Source organism: Humisphaera borealis (assembly GCF_015169395.1).
In the GTDB taxonomy this organism is placed as follows: Bacteria; Planctomycetota; Phycisphaerae; order Tepidisphaerales; family Tepidisphaeraceae; genus Humisphaera; species Humisphaera borealis.
The window spans coordinates 6440704-6455941 of record NZ_CP063458.1; the positions used below are offsets into that span (position 1 = coordinate 6440704).

12 protein-coding genes are annotated in these 15238 nt (G+C 63.9%); 7 read left to right on the plus strand and 5 right to left on the minus strand.

The window, feature by feature from the left end; genetic code table 11:
• Positions 1-178: 178 nt before the first annotated feature.
• The 3 genes from IPV69_RS24230 to pilM form a co-directional block, all read right to left on the minus strand.
• The gene (locus tag IPV69_RS24230) at positions 179-2065 is read right to left on the minus strand and encodes a hypothetical protein (protein WP_206292307.1); all 1887 of its coding nucleotides are present in this window, start codon (positions 2063-2065) and stop codon (positions 179-181) included.
• Positions 2066-2142: 77 nt separating this feature from the next.
• Positions 2143-3507 carry a hypothetical protein gene (locus IPV69_RS24235; RefSeq protein ID WP_206292308.1) on the minus strand — a complete coding sequence of 455 codons (1365 nt, stop codon included), beginning with the start codon at positions 3505-3507 and terminating at the stop codon, positions 2143-2145.
• A gap of 93 nt (positions 3508-3600) precedes the next feature.
• Positions 3601-5979, minus strand: coding sequence for a type IV pilus assembly protein PilM (pilM, locus tag IPV69_RS24240; protein ID WP_206292309.1), 2379 nt, complete (start codon positions 5977-5979; stop codon positions 3601-3603).
• 403 nt (positions 5980-6382) lie between these two features.
• Here pilM and IPV69_RS24245 point away from each other — a divergent pair, with 403 nt between their 5' ends.
• Both IPV69_RS24245 and dtd read left to right on the plus strand, forming a co-directional pair.
• Complete coding sequence (locus IPV69_RS24245; protein ID WP_206292310.1) at positions 6383-8104, plus strand: MiaB/RimO family radical SAM methylthiotransferase; 1722 nt, start codon at positions 6383-6385, stop codon at positions 8102-8104.
• On the plus strand, positions 8101-8571 hold the full coding sequence (gene dtd / locus IPV69_RS24250) for a D-aminoacyl-tRNA deacylase (protein WP_206292311.1): 471 nt from the start codon (positions 8101-8103) through the stop codon (positions 8569-8571). Before IPV69_RS24245 ends, dtd begins: the two co-directional genes overlap by 4 nt.
• A gap of 143 nt (positions 8572-8714) precedes the next feature.
• On the opposite strand, the gene IPV69_RS24255 is transcribed toward dtd, so the two are convergent.
• Positions 8715-10397: a hypothetical protein gene (locus tag IPV69_RS24255; RefSeq protein ID WP_206292312.1), complete on the minus strand. Its 1683-nt coding sequence runs from the start codon at positions 10395-10397 to the stop codon at positions 8715-8717.
• 84 nt (positions 10398-10481) lie between these two features.
• Here IPV69_RS24255 and IPV69_RS24260 point away from each other — a divergent pair, with 84 nt between their 5' ends.
• Positions 10482-11387: a GNAT family N-acetyltransferase gene (locus IPV69_RS24260; RefSeq protein WP_206292313.1), complete on the plus strand. Its 906-nt coding sequence runs from the start codon at positions 10482-10484 to the stop codon at positions 11385-11387.
• A 135-nt stretch (positions 11388-11522) separates the two neighbouring features.
• Here IPV69_RS24260 and IPV69_RS24265 read toward each other — a convergent pair whose 3' ends face one another.
• Positions 11523-12641, minus strand: coding sequence for a glycosyltransferase (locus IPV69_RS24265; protein ID WP_206292314.1), 1119 nt, complete (start codon positions 12639-12641; stop codon positions 11523-11525).
• 265 nt (positions 12642-12906) lie between these two features.
• Here IPV69_RS24265 and IPV69_RS24270 point away from each other — a divergent pair, with 265 nt between their 5' ends.
• From IPV69_RS24270 to IPV69_RS24285, 4 genes are all read left to right on the plus strand, one after another.
• Complete coding sequence (locus IPV69_RS24270) at positions 12907-13209, plus strand: Dabb family protein (RefSeq protein ID WP_206292315.1); 303 nt, start codon at positions 12907-12909, stop codon at positions 13207-13209.
• Positions 13210-13333: 124 nt separating this feature from the next.
• Positions 13334-13885, plus strand: coding sequence for a cytochrome c (locus tag IPV69_RS24275; RefSeq protein ID WP_206292316.1), 552 nt, complete (start codon positions 13334-13336; stop codon positions 13883-13885).
• A gap of 222 nt (positions 13886-14107) precedes the next feature.
• Positions 14108-14596 (plus strand): winged helix-turn-helix domain-containing protein, encoded by a 489-nt coding sequence (locus tag IPV69_RS24280; protein ID WP_206291034.1) that lies wholly within the window; start codon positions 14108-14110, stop codon positions 14594-14596.
• A 5-nt stretch (positions 14597-14601) separates the two neighbouring features.
• Positions 14602-15150 (plus strand): IS630 family transposase, encoded by a 549-nt coding sequence (locus IPV69_RS24285; RefSeq protein ID WP_206291035.1) that lies wholly within the window; start codon positions 14602-14604, stop codon positions 15148-15150.
• The last annotated feature ends 88 nt before the right edge of the window (positions 15151-15238 follow it).

Below are 15238 nucleotides of genomic sequence, written 5' to 3' on the forward strand. Positions count from 1 at the left end.
CAGTGGCGTTCATCGTGATCTATCGTAGAAGCGCGGGCGGAGGCGTACAAGCGGGCACGTCACAGGCACCGAGCTGTCACCAGAATTGAAGGCCCTGAAAACACGACAGGCGACGCCGGTGGTCGGCGACGCCCGTCGTGGAAGGACGCGTCGGTGATGCGTTGCCTTCCCTTGGAACTTACGAGTCGGGTGTAAAGCCCCGGCCCGGCGGTGGACGGCGGGGTGGAGTGCCCGGGGGGACACCCGGAGCGCCCGGTGGCGGAACACCTTCCAGGCTCGGGCCGACGGCAGGCGTTTCGGGAATCCCGGCCCGTTCGCGATGCTTGGGATCGTCCAGGTCGGTTTGCAGGTCGCGTCGCTGGATCTGGCCGTTGATATCGGTCAGCACCACCTCGTACTTGTTGTCCTTGCTCTTGCGGATGTCCACCAGCGACCACCCGCTGTTGCCGTCGCCCTTGGCGATCTGATCGCCCGGTGCGACCTTCACCTTTTCCTGCTTCCAACCGGCGGCGGCGGCGACGAAGACATCAAACTCTGCATCCTCGACAACGCCACGGTTCTCGTTGACCTTGTTCACCCAGAACTCGACCCGAGCCGCAACGGTGAACTCTTTCGACCAGTCCGAGTAGTCGCTCACGAGCGCCAGCTTGTTGGCATACTCGGGCTTGACCCGTTCCATCAGGAACAGGGGATTCCGGAGCAGGTACTTCACCCGGTACTGGTAGGTCTTGCCGGGCTGTACGGTGATGTCATGGGCGTAGATCACCGCCTTGAAGTCCGGCAGGGCCTGTCCCACCGCCTGCTGCACCAGGAGATCGGGGTTGAAGACGCCTTCCGGATCGCCCGCGCCGGGCACGCCGCTGGCGTCGCCGGGTGCGGTGCCGAAACCCGGAACCGGCGTGCTGCCGTCGTCACGCGTGAAACCCGGCTGCGGAACGGCCGGTGCGAAGCCGCGGTCGCTCGGTTGACCGAATGCCGGGCCCGACATCGCAAACATCATCGGATAAGGGCGGCCCCGCGCGGGCAGCAGGGCGGCCGGACCACGCGGCCCGACCGGCGGCGGCATACGCGGCACAAACCCCGGCACGGCACCGGGAGCAGGAACGCCCGGCAAACCTGGCGCGCCCGGCACAGGAACCGCACCCGGATCATTCTGATTCACCTTTGCCGGCGGCGGCGTACCCGGGGCGTACCACGGATCACCCGCCACCACCTGGGGGAACGGCGGCTGAACCAGCATCACCACGTTTTGCGCCGCCCAGGACATGAACTCGGCCTTCACCGGCCTGGTGGCGTTGTCGGCCGGTAGCGACTTCAACTGTGGAAGGTACTCGGGGAGCGCGGCGATCCGAGTCTCCGGGCCCCACTTGCCATCCAACTGCTTTTCCTGACGGTAGAGTTCAACACCCAGAAACGCCGACTTGAACTCGGCAGGATTCTGCGGATCAAGTTTTGCCGCTTTCAACGCAGCCGTGAGCTGCGCCATGCTCAGTTCGAACTTACCTGTCCACCAGCCGAACTCCTGCTGGATCATCTGCGTCGCGACGCCGCCGGCAGGATTGAACGGCACAGCGGCCGGCACGCCCGCGCCGGGCGGCACACCCGGAGCCCCCGGGACAGCGGCCGGCGGCGGCTGCCACTTGGCCCATTGATAGAGGCCCCAGCCGTTGCTCATGTCGGTATACATCGCCTTGGGCAGCGTCGGGATCGTTGCGTCCTCGGCAACGGTCTTGACCGGCCCCTGCTCCGGGCCTTTCCTGCCTCCCAGATCCGGGACAGGCACCGGGCGATTGATTTCGGAGAGCAGGGCGGCCGCGACCGGTGTGATCTGCCCCGGTTTCGGTGCGCCGTTCTTGCTCGCCATCGCATCGACCAATGCCCCCAAGTCCGGGCTCTTTTTGATGGCCGGATCGACTGCACTGGGCGCAAGTTGCTCGGTCCCCAGTGGGACAGACACCGGCGACTTGACGGCATAGCTATAGCCCATCAGCGCCATGAAGAGTGCCCCGATACCCAGGGCGATCCACTCCACGTACTTTTCGAGAATCGGAAGAATCTTGTCCATGAAACACCTCGATCCGCAGACGGACGATCCTGTTCTTCAACGCGCCTCAGCGCCGACCGCGACACCCCCGACGAACACTACTGCTGAACAACCGCATCAGGCTGCGGAGCCGGGACCGCAGCCGGCGGCGGAGCCACCCTCAGCATGGTGCGAACCGACTGCGGCATCGGGCCGTTGTTGTATGCCGTCCATTCCCGCAGGAACAGCGACTCACACTTCACCCGCAGTTCCACCACCGGCCTCGACCCGTAGTCGTAACCCTGGCTTACCGCATCGTCCAGATCGATATTCTGCATATCGGTATCAAGAACGGCGATGAACCTGCCGAACTGCAGTTGCTCCAGGAAGTCCTTGATGTACTGGCGATCGACGACGACCACCAGTTCGAACTGCACCACGTCGTAAAGCGGGTTGCAGACCCGGCCGGTCGGCGACAGCGCAAAATCCTTGCCCACCGCGGCCGGTGCGGCACCGGCGTCCGCGGGAGCCTCGCCGCCATCCGAACTCGGTGCGGCCGCCACGGCCGGCGCGGCGGCGAGTCCGCCGGGCACGACATACATCGACGAGTCCTGCCGAACGTCCACCGCCACCAGGTGCTTCACCACCGACGCCGGGATGTTGGTCGACCTGGCGTTCATGCGGGCGATCGCGGCGCAGACGTCCTGCTGAACCCACAATGACATCTGGGCGAACCAGATATCCTCCGCCGCCGGGGCTGTCCTGCCCGCCAGATCGAGTCGCGGCGAAATCGCCAGCGCGTTCGGCTCAAGGTAAACCTTAAAGCTCATCGCCCGCTTGCGTCGGAACTCTTCCTCGAACTTCGCCGTCGCCCGCAGGAACTCGCTGACCACTTCTTTCTGATTCACGGGCACGCCATTGACCATGATCAGCTTCGGGAAATGCTCGTCCTTCCAGAGCTTGTTCTTGGCGTCGAGGATCTCGGCGTCGGTGGGGGGGACGGCCGACTGAAGGATGTCGTCGGCGAGATTGACGACCGGGTTCTTGGTGTCGAACGTTTTGGGCTTGCCGCCCGGCTTCAGCACCAGGTTGTACTGCTCGCGGAACTCGTACTTCCGCGGGTCGGTCGGCATCGGGAGCGATTCCGGGACGATCAGGTTGTAGGGTTGGCGGTTGATGCGGACGGCCTGCTCGACCAGGCCCTTGGCCTGGGCGGCCAACTGGTTGACCAGGCCTTCGGCATCCTTGATCGCCTTCTCGTTGGGGAAGCGCTCAAGCTTGACCGGTGGCGCGTCGCTGATGGTGGGCATCACGTACTCGGCCGACCGAAGGTTCTTCAGTTCGGCCTGCTTGGCAGCGCGTGCCTTGCCCTTGGTTTCCAGGTCGGAAAAGCCGCCGGACGTGACGACGAAGTGAAAGATGATCGCCGCCAGCGCCACCACGCCGCAGATGATGCTCAGGATGTTTTTCTTGACCAGTTCCATGGATTGCCTGTCCAAACGATTGTGATCTTAGAACCCTCGAAGGCCCGCCGGGGTCGAGGGAACGACTCCGGCCATTGCGGCTACGACAGTTGACTACTGAGGTTGATCGCCGGACGAACCGTCGGCGGGAGCCTCGGCGGCCGGGGCGGCGGGAACTGCCGCGTGTGGATCGAGCACGACGGCAATCAGCACCGTCAGCTCCCAGTCGTCCTGCAGCGACTCCTTGGTGACAGGGTCGACCAGTAGCGCGTTGGCCGCGGCCTGTTGAGCGGCTACGTCCTGGGCAGTCGAACCGGTGCCACCGGGAAGACCCGGAAGCCCCACGCCGCCCGGCAGTCCCGGCACGCCGGGTACGCCCGGAACACCGCCGCCGTCATCGGGCGTGAACCCACGCAGATCCAGGCGACCGGCACCGCCGGCACCACCGCCGATATCCAGCGACTGCGGCTGCTGGGCCAACTCGCGGGCCTGCGCGGCCTGGGCCTTGGCGATCAAGGCCTGCTTGCGGGCTTCATCGTACTTCAACTGTTGTGCGGAGGAGATCGAAACGCGGGCCACGCTGTAAGAGATATGCGGCAGCGGGCCGGTGAGCCCCTGCGCGGCGAGCTGGGCCTTGGCCTGCTCGTAGATCTTGGTTCGCGTCGATTCCTGGTCGAGGAATGCCTTGACCACGGTGTCTTCGATGAACTTGGTGCCGCCAACATTGGGCGTCGTCAGGTGCAGCGTCAGCAGGTAGCCCCGTTTCTGGCCGGGGGCACTGGCGTCGCCACTGGCGACCGGACCCACCGAGCTGCCACCCGGACTGAACGGCACCGGGCTGCCGGCATCGTCGCGGGTAAATCCTCCCGGGGCGGCGGCACCAGGGACCACACCTGGAGCCGCACCTGCACCGATACCGGGCCGGCGGGATCGCAGTCCTGCCATTGCCATCGGATCGCGCTTGCCGGCCCGCTCATTGAAGGAGGTCGCCGGCAGCAGGTAACGTCCGTCCGGGCCCTTCTCGACCAGTTGGGCCATCGCCGGGACGTACTCGACTTCCATGTCTTCGAGCCGGACCTCTTTGCGTTGCCCACGCGGCGGGGCATTGGCCGGGCGGGTGGCCGGGGGCATGGGCACGGCCGCGTCCACTTCGGCAATCAGTTTCGGCCACACGTCGCGGCTTTCCGACAGGCTGGTCATTTCCTTGATCTTGGCCCGGTCCGCCTCACCGCGGCCGGAGACCTCTTTAAACCGTCCCGCGACACCCGTCGCTTCGGCGAGCACGCGGTCGATCTCCCCGCGGGTCGATTCCTGTTCGTTGAACGCCGACTTCTCCATCTGGTACGTGCCGAACGCGATGCCGGAGCCGACAACGAACGCGGCTGCCGTCGCCGCAAACCACTTGGTCTTCTCCTGCCACATCCGCTCCTTCTGGATCGCGGCCGGCAGCAGCGAACTGGTGATCTTCGCGTCGCCCAGCGCCTGCAACGCCAGGCCGTAGGCGCTGGCTGACGAGAGGGCATTCTCGCTGAGCGCGGCGGCGATCTTGGGATCGCTCGGCGGTTCAAGGCCGATGCCATCGAGCTTGTGCAGTTCCAAGCCGAGATTCTGCTGAAGGTACTTCTGCAACCCCGGCAGCTTGAACGTGCCGCCGAGCACGATGACCCGGGCAATGCGCGAATCGCGATGGGTCGAAGAGTAGAACCCGATCGACCGCTGGATTTCGGACACCAGGTCGGCGAACACCGGCCGCATCGCCTGGAGAATCCGCCGCCCGTGCGGGCTCGTGGCGGTGGTGCGCTTGAGCTCTTCGGCCCGCTCGAACCGGAGCTTGAAATCCCGGACCAGGGCATCGGTGAAGTGATTCCCGCCGATCGGGATGCTGCGCATCCAGACCGACTCTCCTTCGGCGATGAGCAGGTCGGCGTTTTCGGCGCCGAGGTCGATGATCATCGTCGTCCCCTTGATCTTGTCGTCGTACGCCAGCGCGTTGTAGACGGCCAAGGGGTTCATCTGGACGACCTGCACGTTCACGCCCGACGCGGTGAAGTACGCCAGGTGCTGGTTCACCAGTTCCTTGCGCATCGCGAAGATGCCGACTTCGATGTCGGGGCTGGCTTCGTCGCGGAAGAGCTGGTAGCTCCACTCGACTTCATCGAGCGGGAACGGGATCTGCTGGATGGCTTCGAACTTGACGATCTGCGGGATCTGCTTTTCTTCGACCGGCGGCAGCTTGATGAACCGTGCGAAGCTCGATTGGCCGCTTACACCGACCGCAGCGGGAAGCCCCTTCAGGTTGTGCTTGCCCTGGAACAGCGCCAGTGCCGTCTGGATCAGCGTTTCGCGATTGTCGCCGGCATTGGACAGCAGGTTTTCATGCTCGATGACGTCGTAGTCATCGATCTTGACCCCGGTGGCGGTGCGTACGAGCTTGACCGCCTTGAGCGCGCGGTTGCCGATATCGATACCCCAGGCGACGCGGGGAGTGGCCATAAAAACTCCGAGGTGAGCCGAGCCCGTGCCGCACTCATCAGAGTAGCGGAACCGAGGGCCCGGCGTTCACAACTGATCCAACTGTTCGTTCGACACTCGATGGCGATCCGCATCCAGCAGTGCGGCCGATGGGAGGCAGGATTCCTCTCTCGCGAGTCGTCCTCGCATTGGGCGCTTCGGTCGCGACCAACTCCTCATCACGCCCGCTCCGACGGCCGAAAAAACACCCGGCCGGTCAGATCGCCAGCGTCATGTTTACCCTCAAACCGTTCGCGGCTCAATGTTTCCTGCAAGTATCTGCCTAGCGCGGAACTTAACACATCGCCTTGGCGACGCGTGCCGCTTATAGTCTTTCGCCCGGCACTGCCCTGCGGTTCGCCCTACTTGTCCCGAATTCGCTCCAATGGCTCCTCGGACCTTTTCCATCCAGACGCTCGGTTGCCGCGTCAACCAGTACGAGGCGGAACAACTCGCCCAGTTGCTCCGCGATCGCGGCCTGGTTTCCGCCGGCGACGCCCCGGCCGACCTTCGCCTGGTCCATACGTGCAGCGTGACCATCCAGGCCGCCGGCAAAAGCCGGCAAACCGCCCGGCGATCGACGCTCAGCTTGCCTGTCTTAACAGGCACGTCGGAACCCGAACCGACGGAGCAGGCCAACCAACCCGCGGCGACAGGCCAGACGGCCCGCGTCATCCTGACCGGATGCTGGGCGACCAGCGATCCCGCCGCCGCACGGGCAATCCCCGGCGTAGACGCCGTCATCACTCATCACGACGACGTCGCCTCGGAGATCGATCGGCTGCTGAGTGCCTGGGCGTCACCCGCTGACGAATCTCATTCGGTCAATCCAACCATCGGGCATGGGGCAAACGTCGGCGGGGATCAGATCGACGGACTCCGGGATGACCAAAACAACTCGACCTACCCTCGTCCGGACACTTCGGCACTTCCGCAACAACTGGCCGAATCGGAAGGAAACCAGAAGTCGTTCAATAGACCGACTGTGAGTGTGACAGTCAACGGGAAAATCGACCGCCGACCGACCCGCCGTGCAGGCTTTGCGTCATTGCCCCTGCTCGGCCAGCACCAGACCGGCCGACAGCGTGCACTCCTGAAGATCCAGGACGGCTGCGACGCCCACTGCACCTACTGCATCATTCCCCAGCTTCGACCGACGCTCTGGAGCAAGCCGATCGACGACACCGTCGAAGAAGCCCGCCGGCTGGTCGATTCGGGCCATGTCGAACTCGTTCTGACCGGCATTTTCCTGGGCGCTTACGGGCACTCGACGGCGCTGCGCCGTCGACAGAACGTCGCTACCCCAGCCGAGGCGACCGCGCACGCGCGGAGTTCAGGGTTCGACGTCGGATCGGGGACCGATGCCAGGTCCGTCCGTTCGCCGCTTGCGAACCTGGTCGATGCACTCTGCACGCGCGTGCCCGGATTGCGACGGCTGCGTCTTTCCAGCCTCGAACCCGGCGACCTCGCCGGCGACCTGCTTTCGGCCCTGAAGTCCCACGAGCAGGTCGTGCCGCACTTTCATCTGCCGCTGCAAAGCGGCTCGGACCGCCTGCTTCGTAAAATGAACCGGCAATACACGCGATCGGATTTCCTCCGCATGGCCGACGAGGTGCGCGAGGCGTTCGACCGGCCGGCGCTGACAACCGATGTGATCGCCGGCTTTCCCGGCGAGGACGACGCCGCGTTTGCCGATACGGCACAGGTCGTCCGCGACGTGGGCTTTATTCACGTGCATGCGTTCCACTTTTCGCCCCGTCCCCGGACGGCGGCGGCACGTTGGCAGAAGGACTTCATTCGCGGCCCGGTGGTGGGGGAGCGCATCGAAACCCTCCGCGCGATCGCCGACGAAAACAGCCTGGCGTTCCGGCGGTCGTTCGTCGGAGAGACGGTCGAGTTGCTCGTCGAACACGACGCCGTAGCATCGCCGAGCGAGACACTGCGCCACGGTCGGTGCGAACGGTACTTCGACGTTTGGTTCGACGACGCAACCGCGCAGCCGGGTGATTTTGTGCGGGCCTGTGTGGACAGCGTGACGAAGACGCGAACCACTGGCTCCGTGCTGTCGCCTCACCCAGTGCTCAGCGGAGAGCAATCAACGCCATGATCTGCATCGTTCAACGCGTTCTCGAAGCGCACGTCTCGGTCGGCCATGAGGTGGTCGGCCGGATCGGCTCCGGTCTGGTTGTCCTGGCCGCGGTGCAGCGCCGCGACACGGAAGCCGACATCACCTGGACGGCCGGCAAGCTCACGACACTGCGCATCTTCCCGAGTGCCGATGGTCAGAAGAACTTCGACCGCGACGTGAAGGAGATCGGCGGAGGGATTCTTCTGGTGAGCAATTTCACGGTCGCCGCCGCGACAGCCAAGGGGCGTCGACCCAGCCTCGATAACGCGGCCGACCCGGCAGCAGGGCGGGTGATGTTCGACAAGCTTCTGGCAGCGGTCGCCGCCACCGGCATCCCCACCGCAACCGGCCGCTTCGGCGCGGACATGGCGGTTCATCTCGTCAACGACGGACCGGTGACGATGATCGTCGAATCGCCGATTCGGGCGACGGCCCAAGAGACTTAGGACACGGGGGATAAAATGGAATGAAGAATGCAAAACATGCAATGAAAAATGCAAAATGATCAGTTCCCGTGACTGCTTACTGACATTTTGCATTTTTCATTGCATGTTTTGCATTCTTCATTTCCGCAGCTTCCGCACATGAGTCAATCTGGCTCCAGGTTTCCTGACGACGGATTCGTCCCCGCGCTCTTCCCGGACGGAATCACTTCGAAGGCCCTCGTCGGCGTCGTGGCAAAAGGACGCGACGAATCGTCCTTGCCTTCCACAAGGTCCTGGAACGAATCCATGATGTGGTCGTAAACCGCCGCGTGCTGAGTGCCTTCGAACGCCTTGAGGTTCTTCCAGACGGACAGGTTCAGCATCATGAACAGGTCGATCGCGACGGCCGTCACGAACACCGATTTGGCGGAATAGGCGATCAGGAAAGTCATCACTTCCCACGTGAATCGCCCGACGCCAATCAGGGCGGTCGGTTCGGGTGGTACCGCTTCGGTATTGCCGACCACGGGCTTACCCATAACCTTCAGCGTGAACACGTAGGTCAGGAGCAGAGCCATGCCGATCAGAATCGTCGCCACATAAACGACCTGCAGTGCCTCGATCCGCCGCCGTTCCTTCTCTTCGATCACCGGCTTGACCAGCAGGTCGGTACGTATGAGAAACACCGCCGGCGACGCCATGATCAGCAACACGCCGCCCACCAGCAGAAGATTGCCGGCCACCTGGTTCACCGCGACGAATACCACCAGCAGCACCAACGTGAAGAACGGCGCGGTCATGACGATGATCCACCCCGGGACGATCGACTCCGGCAGCAGGCTCTTGATCCGCACGCAGGCCCGCAGAATGCCGGGCATGATCGCCAGCAGCGCCGGCAACAGGCTGAAGAGCCAGAAGGTCGCCCCCACGAGCCCGGCACCGAATTTCTGACCGACGATGAAGTCCGGATCGGTCTCCTCAATCACGATGAAGTCGCCGAACGGAATCAAAGCCACCAGGAACGGCAGGAGGAATGAGGCGATCCATCCAATGATCAGCGTCCAGCGGGAGAATCTCGCCTGATCCCATTTCCAAACCGCCAGTGCCGCGGCAATGGGGTAGCCGATCATTTGCAAAACGAAGGTTGTTCCGAGAACGATAATGCCGAACCAGCTGAAATTGCTGAGGTCACGTGTCTCGCTGAAGAAGCTGGTCATCTGGATGGTCGCCGCGAGAAACGCGAGCGGCAGGAGCAGATAGAGCCAGCTTCGCCGCCACAGAAGGTACTGCTGGATCGTGCGGTCGCGAACGCCATGAGACGCGAGGATGGGGGATTCGTCGGCGGCGACATCGACGGATCGCAAATCGCGTGCGATCGCGCGGGAGAAGTGCAGTTTCACGAAGCCGATCGCGAGGTGCCACCGATCCGGGCGCGGATTCATGCTGTAACCCAGCCAGGCCGGCTGCGGCTGGCCCGTCGCCGGGTCTGTTGATGGCGCATTGTATGGAATGGTCCCCGTCGGCGTGGCATAGGGGACGGCCGCGGCATACGGCGGCGGTTGTCCGTAGGGCTGGGTCGGGTAGGGCGGGGGTTGGACCGGCCCGCCGGGCATCGGCGGATATCCCGCCATCGACGGCACCGTACCGACAATCGTCGCCGGGCTGGCCGAAGGATCCGGGTATCGCATCGCCTGCGGAACCGAGCCCACAAGGGTTGCCGGACTCGACATCGGAGCGATCGGCCGGGCCGGCGGCGCAGTCTCGCCCACCACCGTTGAAGGCGGCAAAGCGGCGCCTTCTGGCGACGGTTTGCCCTGGTCCGCAAGTTCGCTCTTCCCGTCCGACATGGCCCAACTCCTTCCAAACCCGCAGCTCGCGAGATTCCCGTCGCGGTATCTTGATCCGAATCCGCACGCCGTACAATCGCCGTCATGGCACTGCCGGTGATTCCCCAGCACGCCCTGACGTCGGATCAGGATCTGCTGCGCCTTTACCAGCGCACCGAACGACTTTGGGCCGAACACCTGGGGGAGATTGAGCAGCTCGATGTTGGTGTCGCGGTCAGCAATCCGCAGCTTCCCAACGTCCATGACGCCAACCGATTGCTGGAGGCCACGCTGCAGCCGGGGCAATCACCCCAGGAGGCGTTCGACGAAGTCCGCCGACACTTCGATCGGTGCGGGACAAGGTGCTGGTACTGGCAGATGGGCGTCGCAGCTGGTGTACAGGCTCGTATACCCGCGACGGCGTTGGAGTCGCCCGGCCCGCATGATGAAGCTGCAGGGGCGTTACCGGCCTATCTCGCGAAACGGGGTTACCACCGGACAACAGAAGACGTGATGGCACTGACCGGCCGATCGGGTCGAGCAGACCAGGACGCCCGCGATGACGCCCGCGACCATGGCGGGATCAGCATCCTTCCCGCGCGCGCTGCCTTCCGACAGGCCCGGGAGCTTGCCGAAGAACCCGACTCGTGGAACCCCGAGCCCACGCTCGCCGACGCCGGAATGCTGCACCTGGACGACCCGCGATGCGACGCTCTGCTGGCGATGCGAAACGGCAGGGCGGTCGGCAGGGTTACGGTCTTCGCCGTCGGCGAGGTCGGGCGGATCGATCAGGTCTACGTGTCGGCGTCGGCCCGTCGGCAGGGAATCGGACGATTGCTCATCACTCGGGCGTTGGAGATCTGCGCCCGTTCGCTCTTTAAGCACGTCATGTTGAGCGTCGACCCATCGAACGCCGCGGCGATCTCGCTCTACAACAGCTTCGGATTCCGCCGCATCGGCGAGCAAGTGAATTGGCGGGCGTCCGTGACACGGGTTTCCAACCCTTGCTAGCGATGTGCGGATATCGGATGACGCAAATCCTCAGGCACTTTTCTTGCCTTTTTCTTTCCCATTCTTTGAAGAGATGGTCTGAGGATTTGCGTCGTCCCGTCTCCGTACATCGCTAGCACGGGTTGGAAACCCGTGTCACGGACGCTCGCTCAGGCGCGCGTCGGCCGAGACCGCACCGGCGGTGATCTTCCCATACACCTCGCGCCACCCTTCGCGGAACTTTGACAGCGACAGCAGTTCGTACGCCTCGGCGGCGGCAGTGTCGGCGATTCTCTTTGCCAGGTCAGCGTCCTCGCGCATCGCCAACACCTTGGCCGCCAGCAACCTCGCCTTGGGCTGACCGACCATCAGCGCCGTATGGCGGTCTTCGAGAATCTCTGCCAGGGTCGGCGTAACGACCGAGACGATCGGCAGCGCCGCCGCCATCGCGGCGATCACCGGCAGCGTGCTCGCCGCCGGGTTTCCCGGGGCGCAAGGCGTCCGCCTTCCGCCGGTTGCCGTCACCAGCACGGCGTCGGCGGCAGACGCCAGTGACTCGAACTCCGCCCGGCGGCCCAGTGTCGCGTCGGCGTTGCAGACCATTCGAGGCTGTCCGAGCTTCGCACCCAGCGCCATCGCGGCAGCCGCCCGCGGCCCGCGGCCTAGCATCAGAATGCGATACCGCGCATCAAGACACGCCAGGATCGAACCCGTCCAGACGGCCAGGTAGTGGTCGGCGGCATCGGTCGATTCGCCGGGGACGAGCAGCACGTAGTCATCGGGCCGGATACCCAGCGCGGCCCGCAACGCCGGGTCGCGTTGCCGCCGCACGCGGGAGAAATCCACCCCCGGCCGGACCAGGTGCAGCCGATCGATTGGCACCCCTCGTTCGGCGTAGTACCGCCGTGCGGTGGCCGCCGGGCAGACGATGTGAATCTCCCGATAGCTCATCGCCGCCCGAAGCCAGCGGGCGGACCGGGGCGTCGGCGATGACTGCGGGCTGAAGACAATCTTCGCCGCGCCACCCGCGACGGCGGCCGTCAGGGCCAGGTCATCCCAGCATTGAACGAGGTCGGCCTGCTGCGCGAGCCGTCGAAGCCCCCAAACTGCCGCCGGCAGATGCAGCCAGGTACCGCCGGGACCAATCCTGGCAACGGACGCCGCCGTCCCGACCGATCCGCCACCAGACAAGGCTTCGATTGCGCGCTCCGTCTGAACATCCGGCGGACGGCCGACGAGGTGGAGGACTCGGATAGGGCGGGAACGATCGCTCATGGTCGGGAAGGAAGGAGCTTAGGGATCGGAGGTCTTTTTGCCAGATGGCGAGGGATCACCAAGACGCGAACGCCCGGAGGACAGCCCGTGGTCTGAAATTCTCCTTTCGGGGGAAGGACATCCATGATTAGCGGTCGCACCGCAGGTGCCTTGTGGTGATACCGCATTTTCGCCCGGCATTGAGCGGCTTCCTCTTCCCTTCCGCCGCCACGTTCGTACCATTCCCGCCTCGCACTGGTTTCGCGCCTCTGACGGAGAAAAAGTCATGTTCATTCACATTGTCTACTTCTGGATGAAGCCCGGTTCGTCCGACGCCTCCCGGGCTCAGTTGATCCAAGACGCCAAGGACTACCTCGGCAAGATCCCCACGGTCCGCCATCTCTGGACCGGACGCCCGGCGATGACGCCCCGGGAAGTGGTGGACAACTCGTACGACGTCGGCCTGTGCGTGGTGTTGGACGACTCGGCGGGTCACGACGTGTACCAGATCCACGAACTGCACAAGGACTTCATCGCCCGCAACAAGGAACACTGGGATCGCGTGCAGATCTACGATTTCCTGCATTGACCGATTGACGGCCTGCCGCTGAACCTCTGGGGAATCCCGAATCGTCTTGCCGGAATGGCGACCACCCTGTGTGGGTCGTTGACGACTGCAAATCGGTTCTGGTTCCCCTTACGCGGAGGCTCCCATGCGGCTTCACTATTCAACGACGTTCGGCGTTGCGCTGGCAATCGTCGGCTTGTGGTCCGCCTCCTGCACATCGACCCCGGAAGCCCCCAAGCCGACGCCTGCGTCGAGCATGAAGACGGCAGGCAAGCACTCGGTACAGACGCCGCAGCTCCAGGCGCTGATGAAGGTCATTTCAATGACCGCCGCCGACTACACGCCGAAGACCCTGCCGGCGGATGTAGAGACGCCCAAGCCCGCTGCCGACCTCGAGAAGGCCTATGCCCAGGCAAGCGTGCTCGCCGACGCGCTGGTGACGGCGGCCGATCGAATCCCGTTCGCGATCGAGGATAAACCACTCTCGAAGGAGACCCGGGAAGGGTTCCTCTCTGAGGCAAAACGCCTGAAGCAATCCGCCGTCGAGCTAAAGGACCACGCCAGCCATAAACAGGGCGAGGCGATGACGCGCGCGCTCGACCGTATCAATGCCACATGCATCACTTGTCACAGCAGGTACCGCGACCTGACGGGAACTCTGGATGCACCGCGGGCGGCATTGGGACTGCTTGACTGACCGACGATTGCCGATCGGAACAGCGCCGGAGCCTTGCCATAGGGATTCCCCTCGGCGCCTTCTGGGGCAACTTCTCACTTTAGAATAACGGACAATTGGACTCGGTTGAACTTTTTCACCGCGAGAGCCGTCTTTTGCCCATCGAAGACCGTTTACTGACCGCTAGATTTTCATAGCGCGCAACCCCTTGCGCCCTCTGCGGATCGATGGTAAATCCGCGCCATGCGAAAGAAAGGAACACGCCAGGAGTGGGATCGGGTCCGGAGCATCGCGGCCAACATGTTCGAGCAGGATCGCGAGCCGGCCGAAATCGCCAAAGACCTTGGGGTCGACGACCAGACCGTCCGAGCCTGGCGGCGGGCATACCGCAAGGGCGGCCGTGACGCACTGGTGTCGCGCAAACCACCCGGACGCCCGTCGCGGCTGAATGAGGCCCAGCGTAAGACTCTTGCCGGGTTGCTGCTCAAGACGCCCAGGGAGTGCGGATTCGACAAGTATCTCTGGACCCAACAGCTGATCGCCGACCTGATCGAGCGTGAGTTCCAGGTGAAGTACCACCACGACCACATCGGCGTCATGCTGAAAGACATGGGCTTTTCCCATCAGAAGCCCCAACGTCGGGCACGCGAGCACGACCCGGTGAAGGTGGCCGCCTGGCGGGCGGAGTTCTGGCCGGAACTTCTAAAAAAAGTATCGAGTCCGGCGGAGTGATTCTGATGGCCGACGAGGTCGGCTTCATGATGACGCCGAACGTCAAGAAGACTTGGGCCCCGATCGCTCAGACGCCGGTCGTCGCCTACCGCAATCGGCGGCAGCAGAAAGTCAGCGTGCTGGGGGCCGTGGTCTTGCACGCCGCCACGGCGAAGATCGATCTCGTGTGCGACTTCCATCCCGACAGCTACGTCCGCGGCGAGCAGGCGGCGGCGTTCCTGCACCGCGTGCTTGTCGAGTATCCTGACAAAACGATCGATGTGGTCTGGGACAACCTCTCGGCACACAAGTCGCCAATCGTGAAGGAACTGGCGGCGGAGTACCCGCGTTTAAGATTGCACTATCTGCCGACCTACGCGCCGCAGCTCAATGCGGTGGAAGGCGTATGGAGCCTGACGAAGTACCACCGGATGGCGAACCACACGATTGGGGAGTTGGAGAAACTTCACGCCGAGGCCAAGCGACACTTGGACGACGTAGGCGGCAATCAGGCGTTGCTCCGCTCGTGCTTCGAAGGCGCGGAACTCGCGCTAAACTTATCCAGCGCTCAGTAGCCGAAGGAATTTTGCTATGCCGTTCTCTGCGCGCACAGTTTTGGGAGTATTCTGGATCAGCAAGGGGGTTTGTCGCGTATCCGACTGT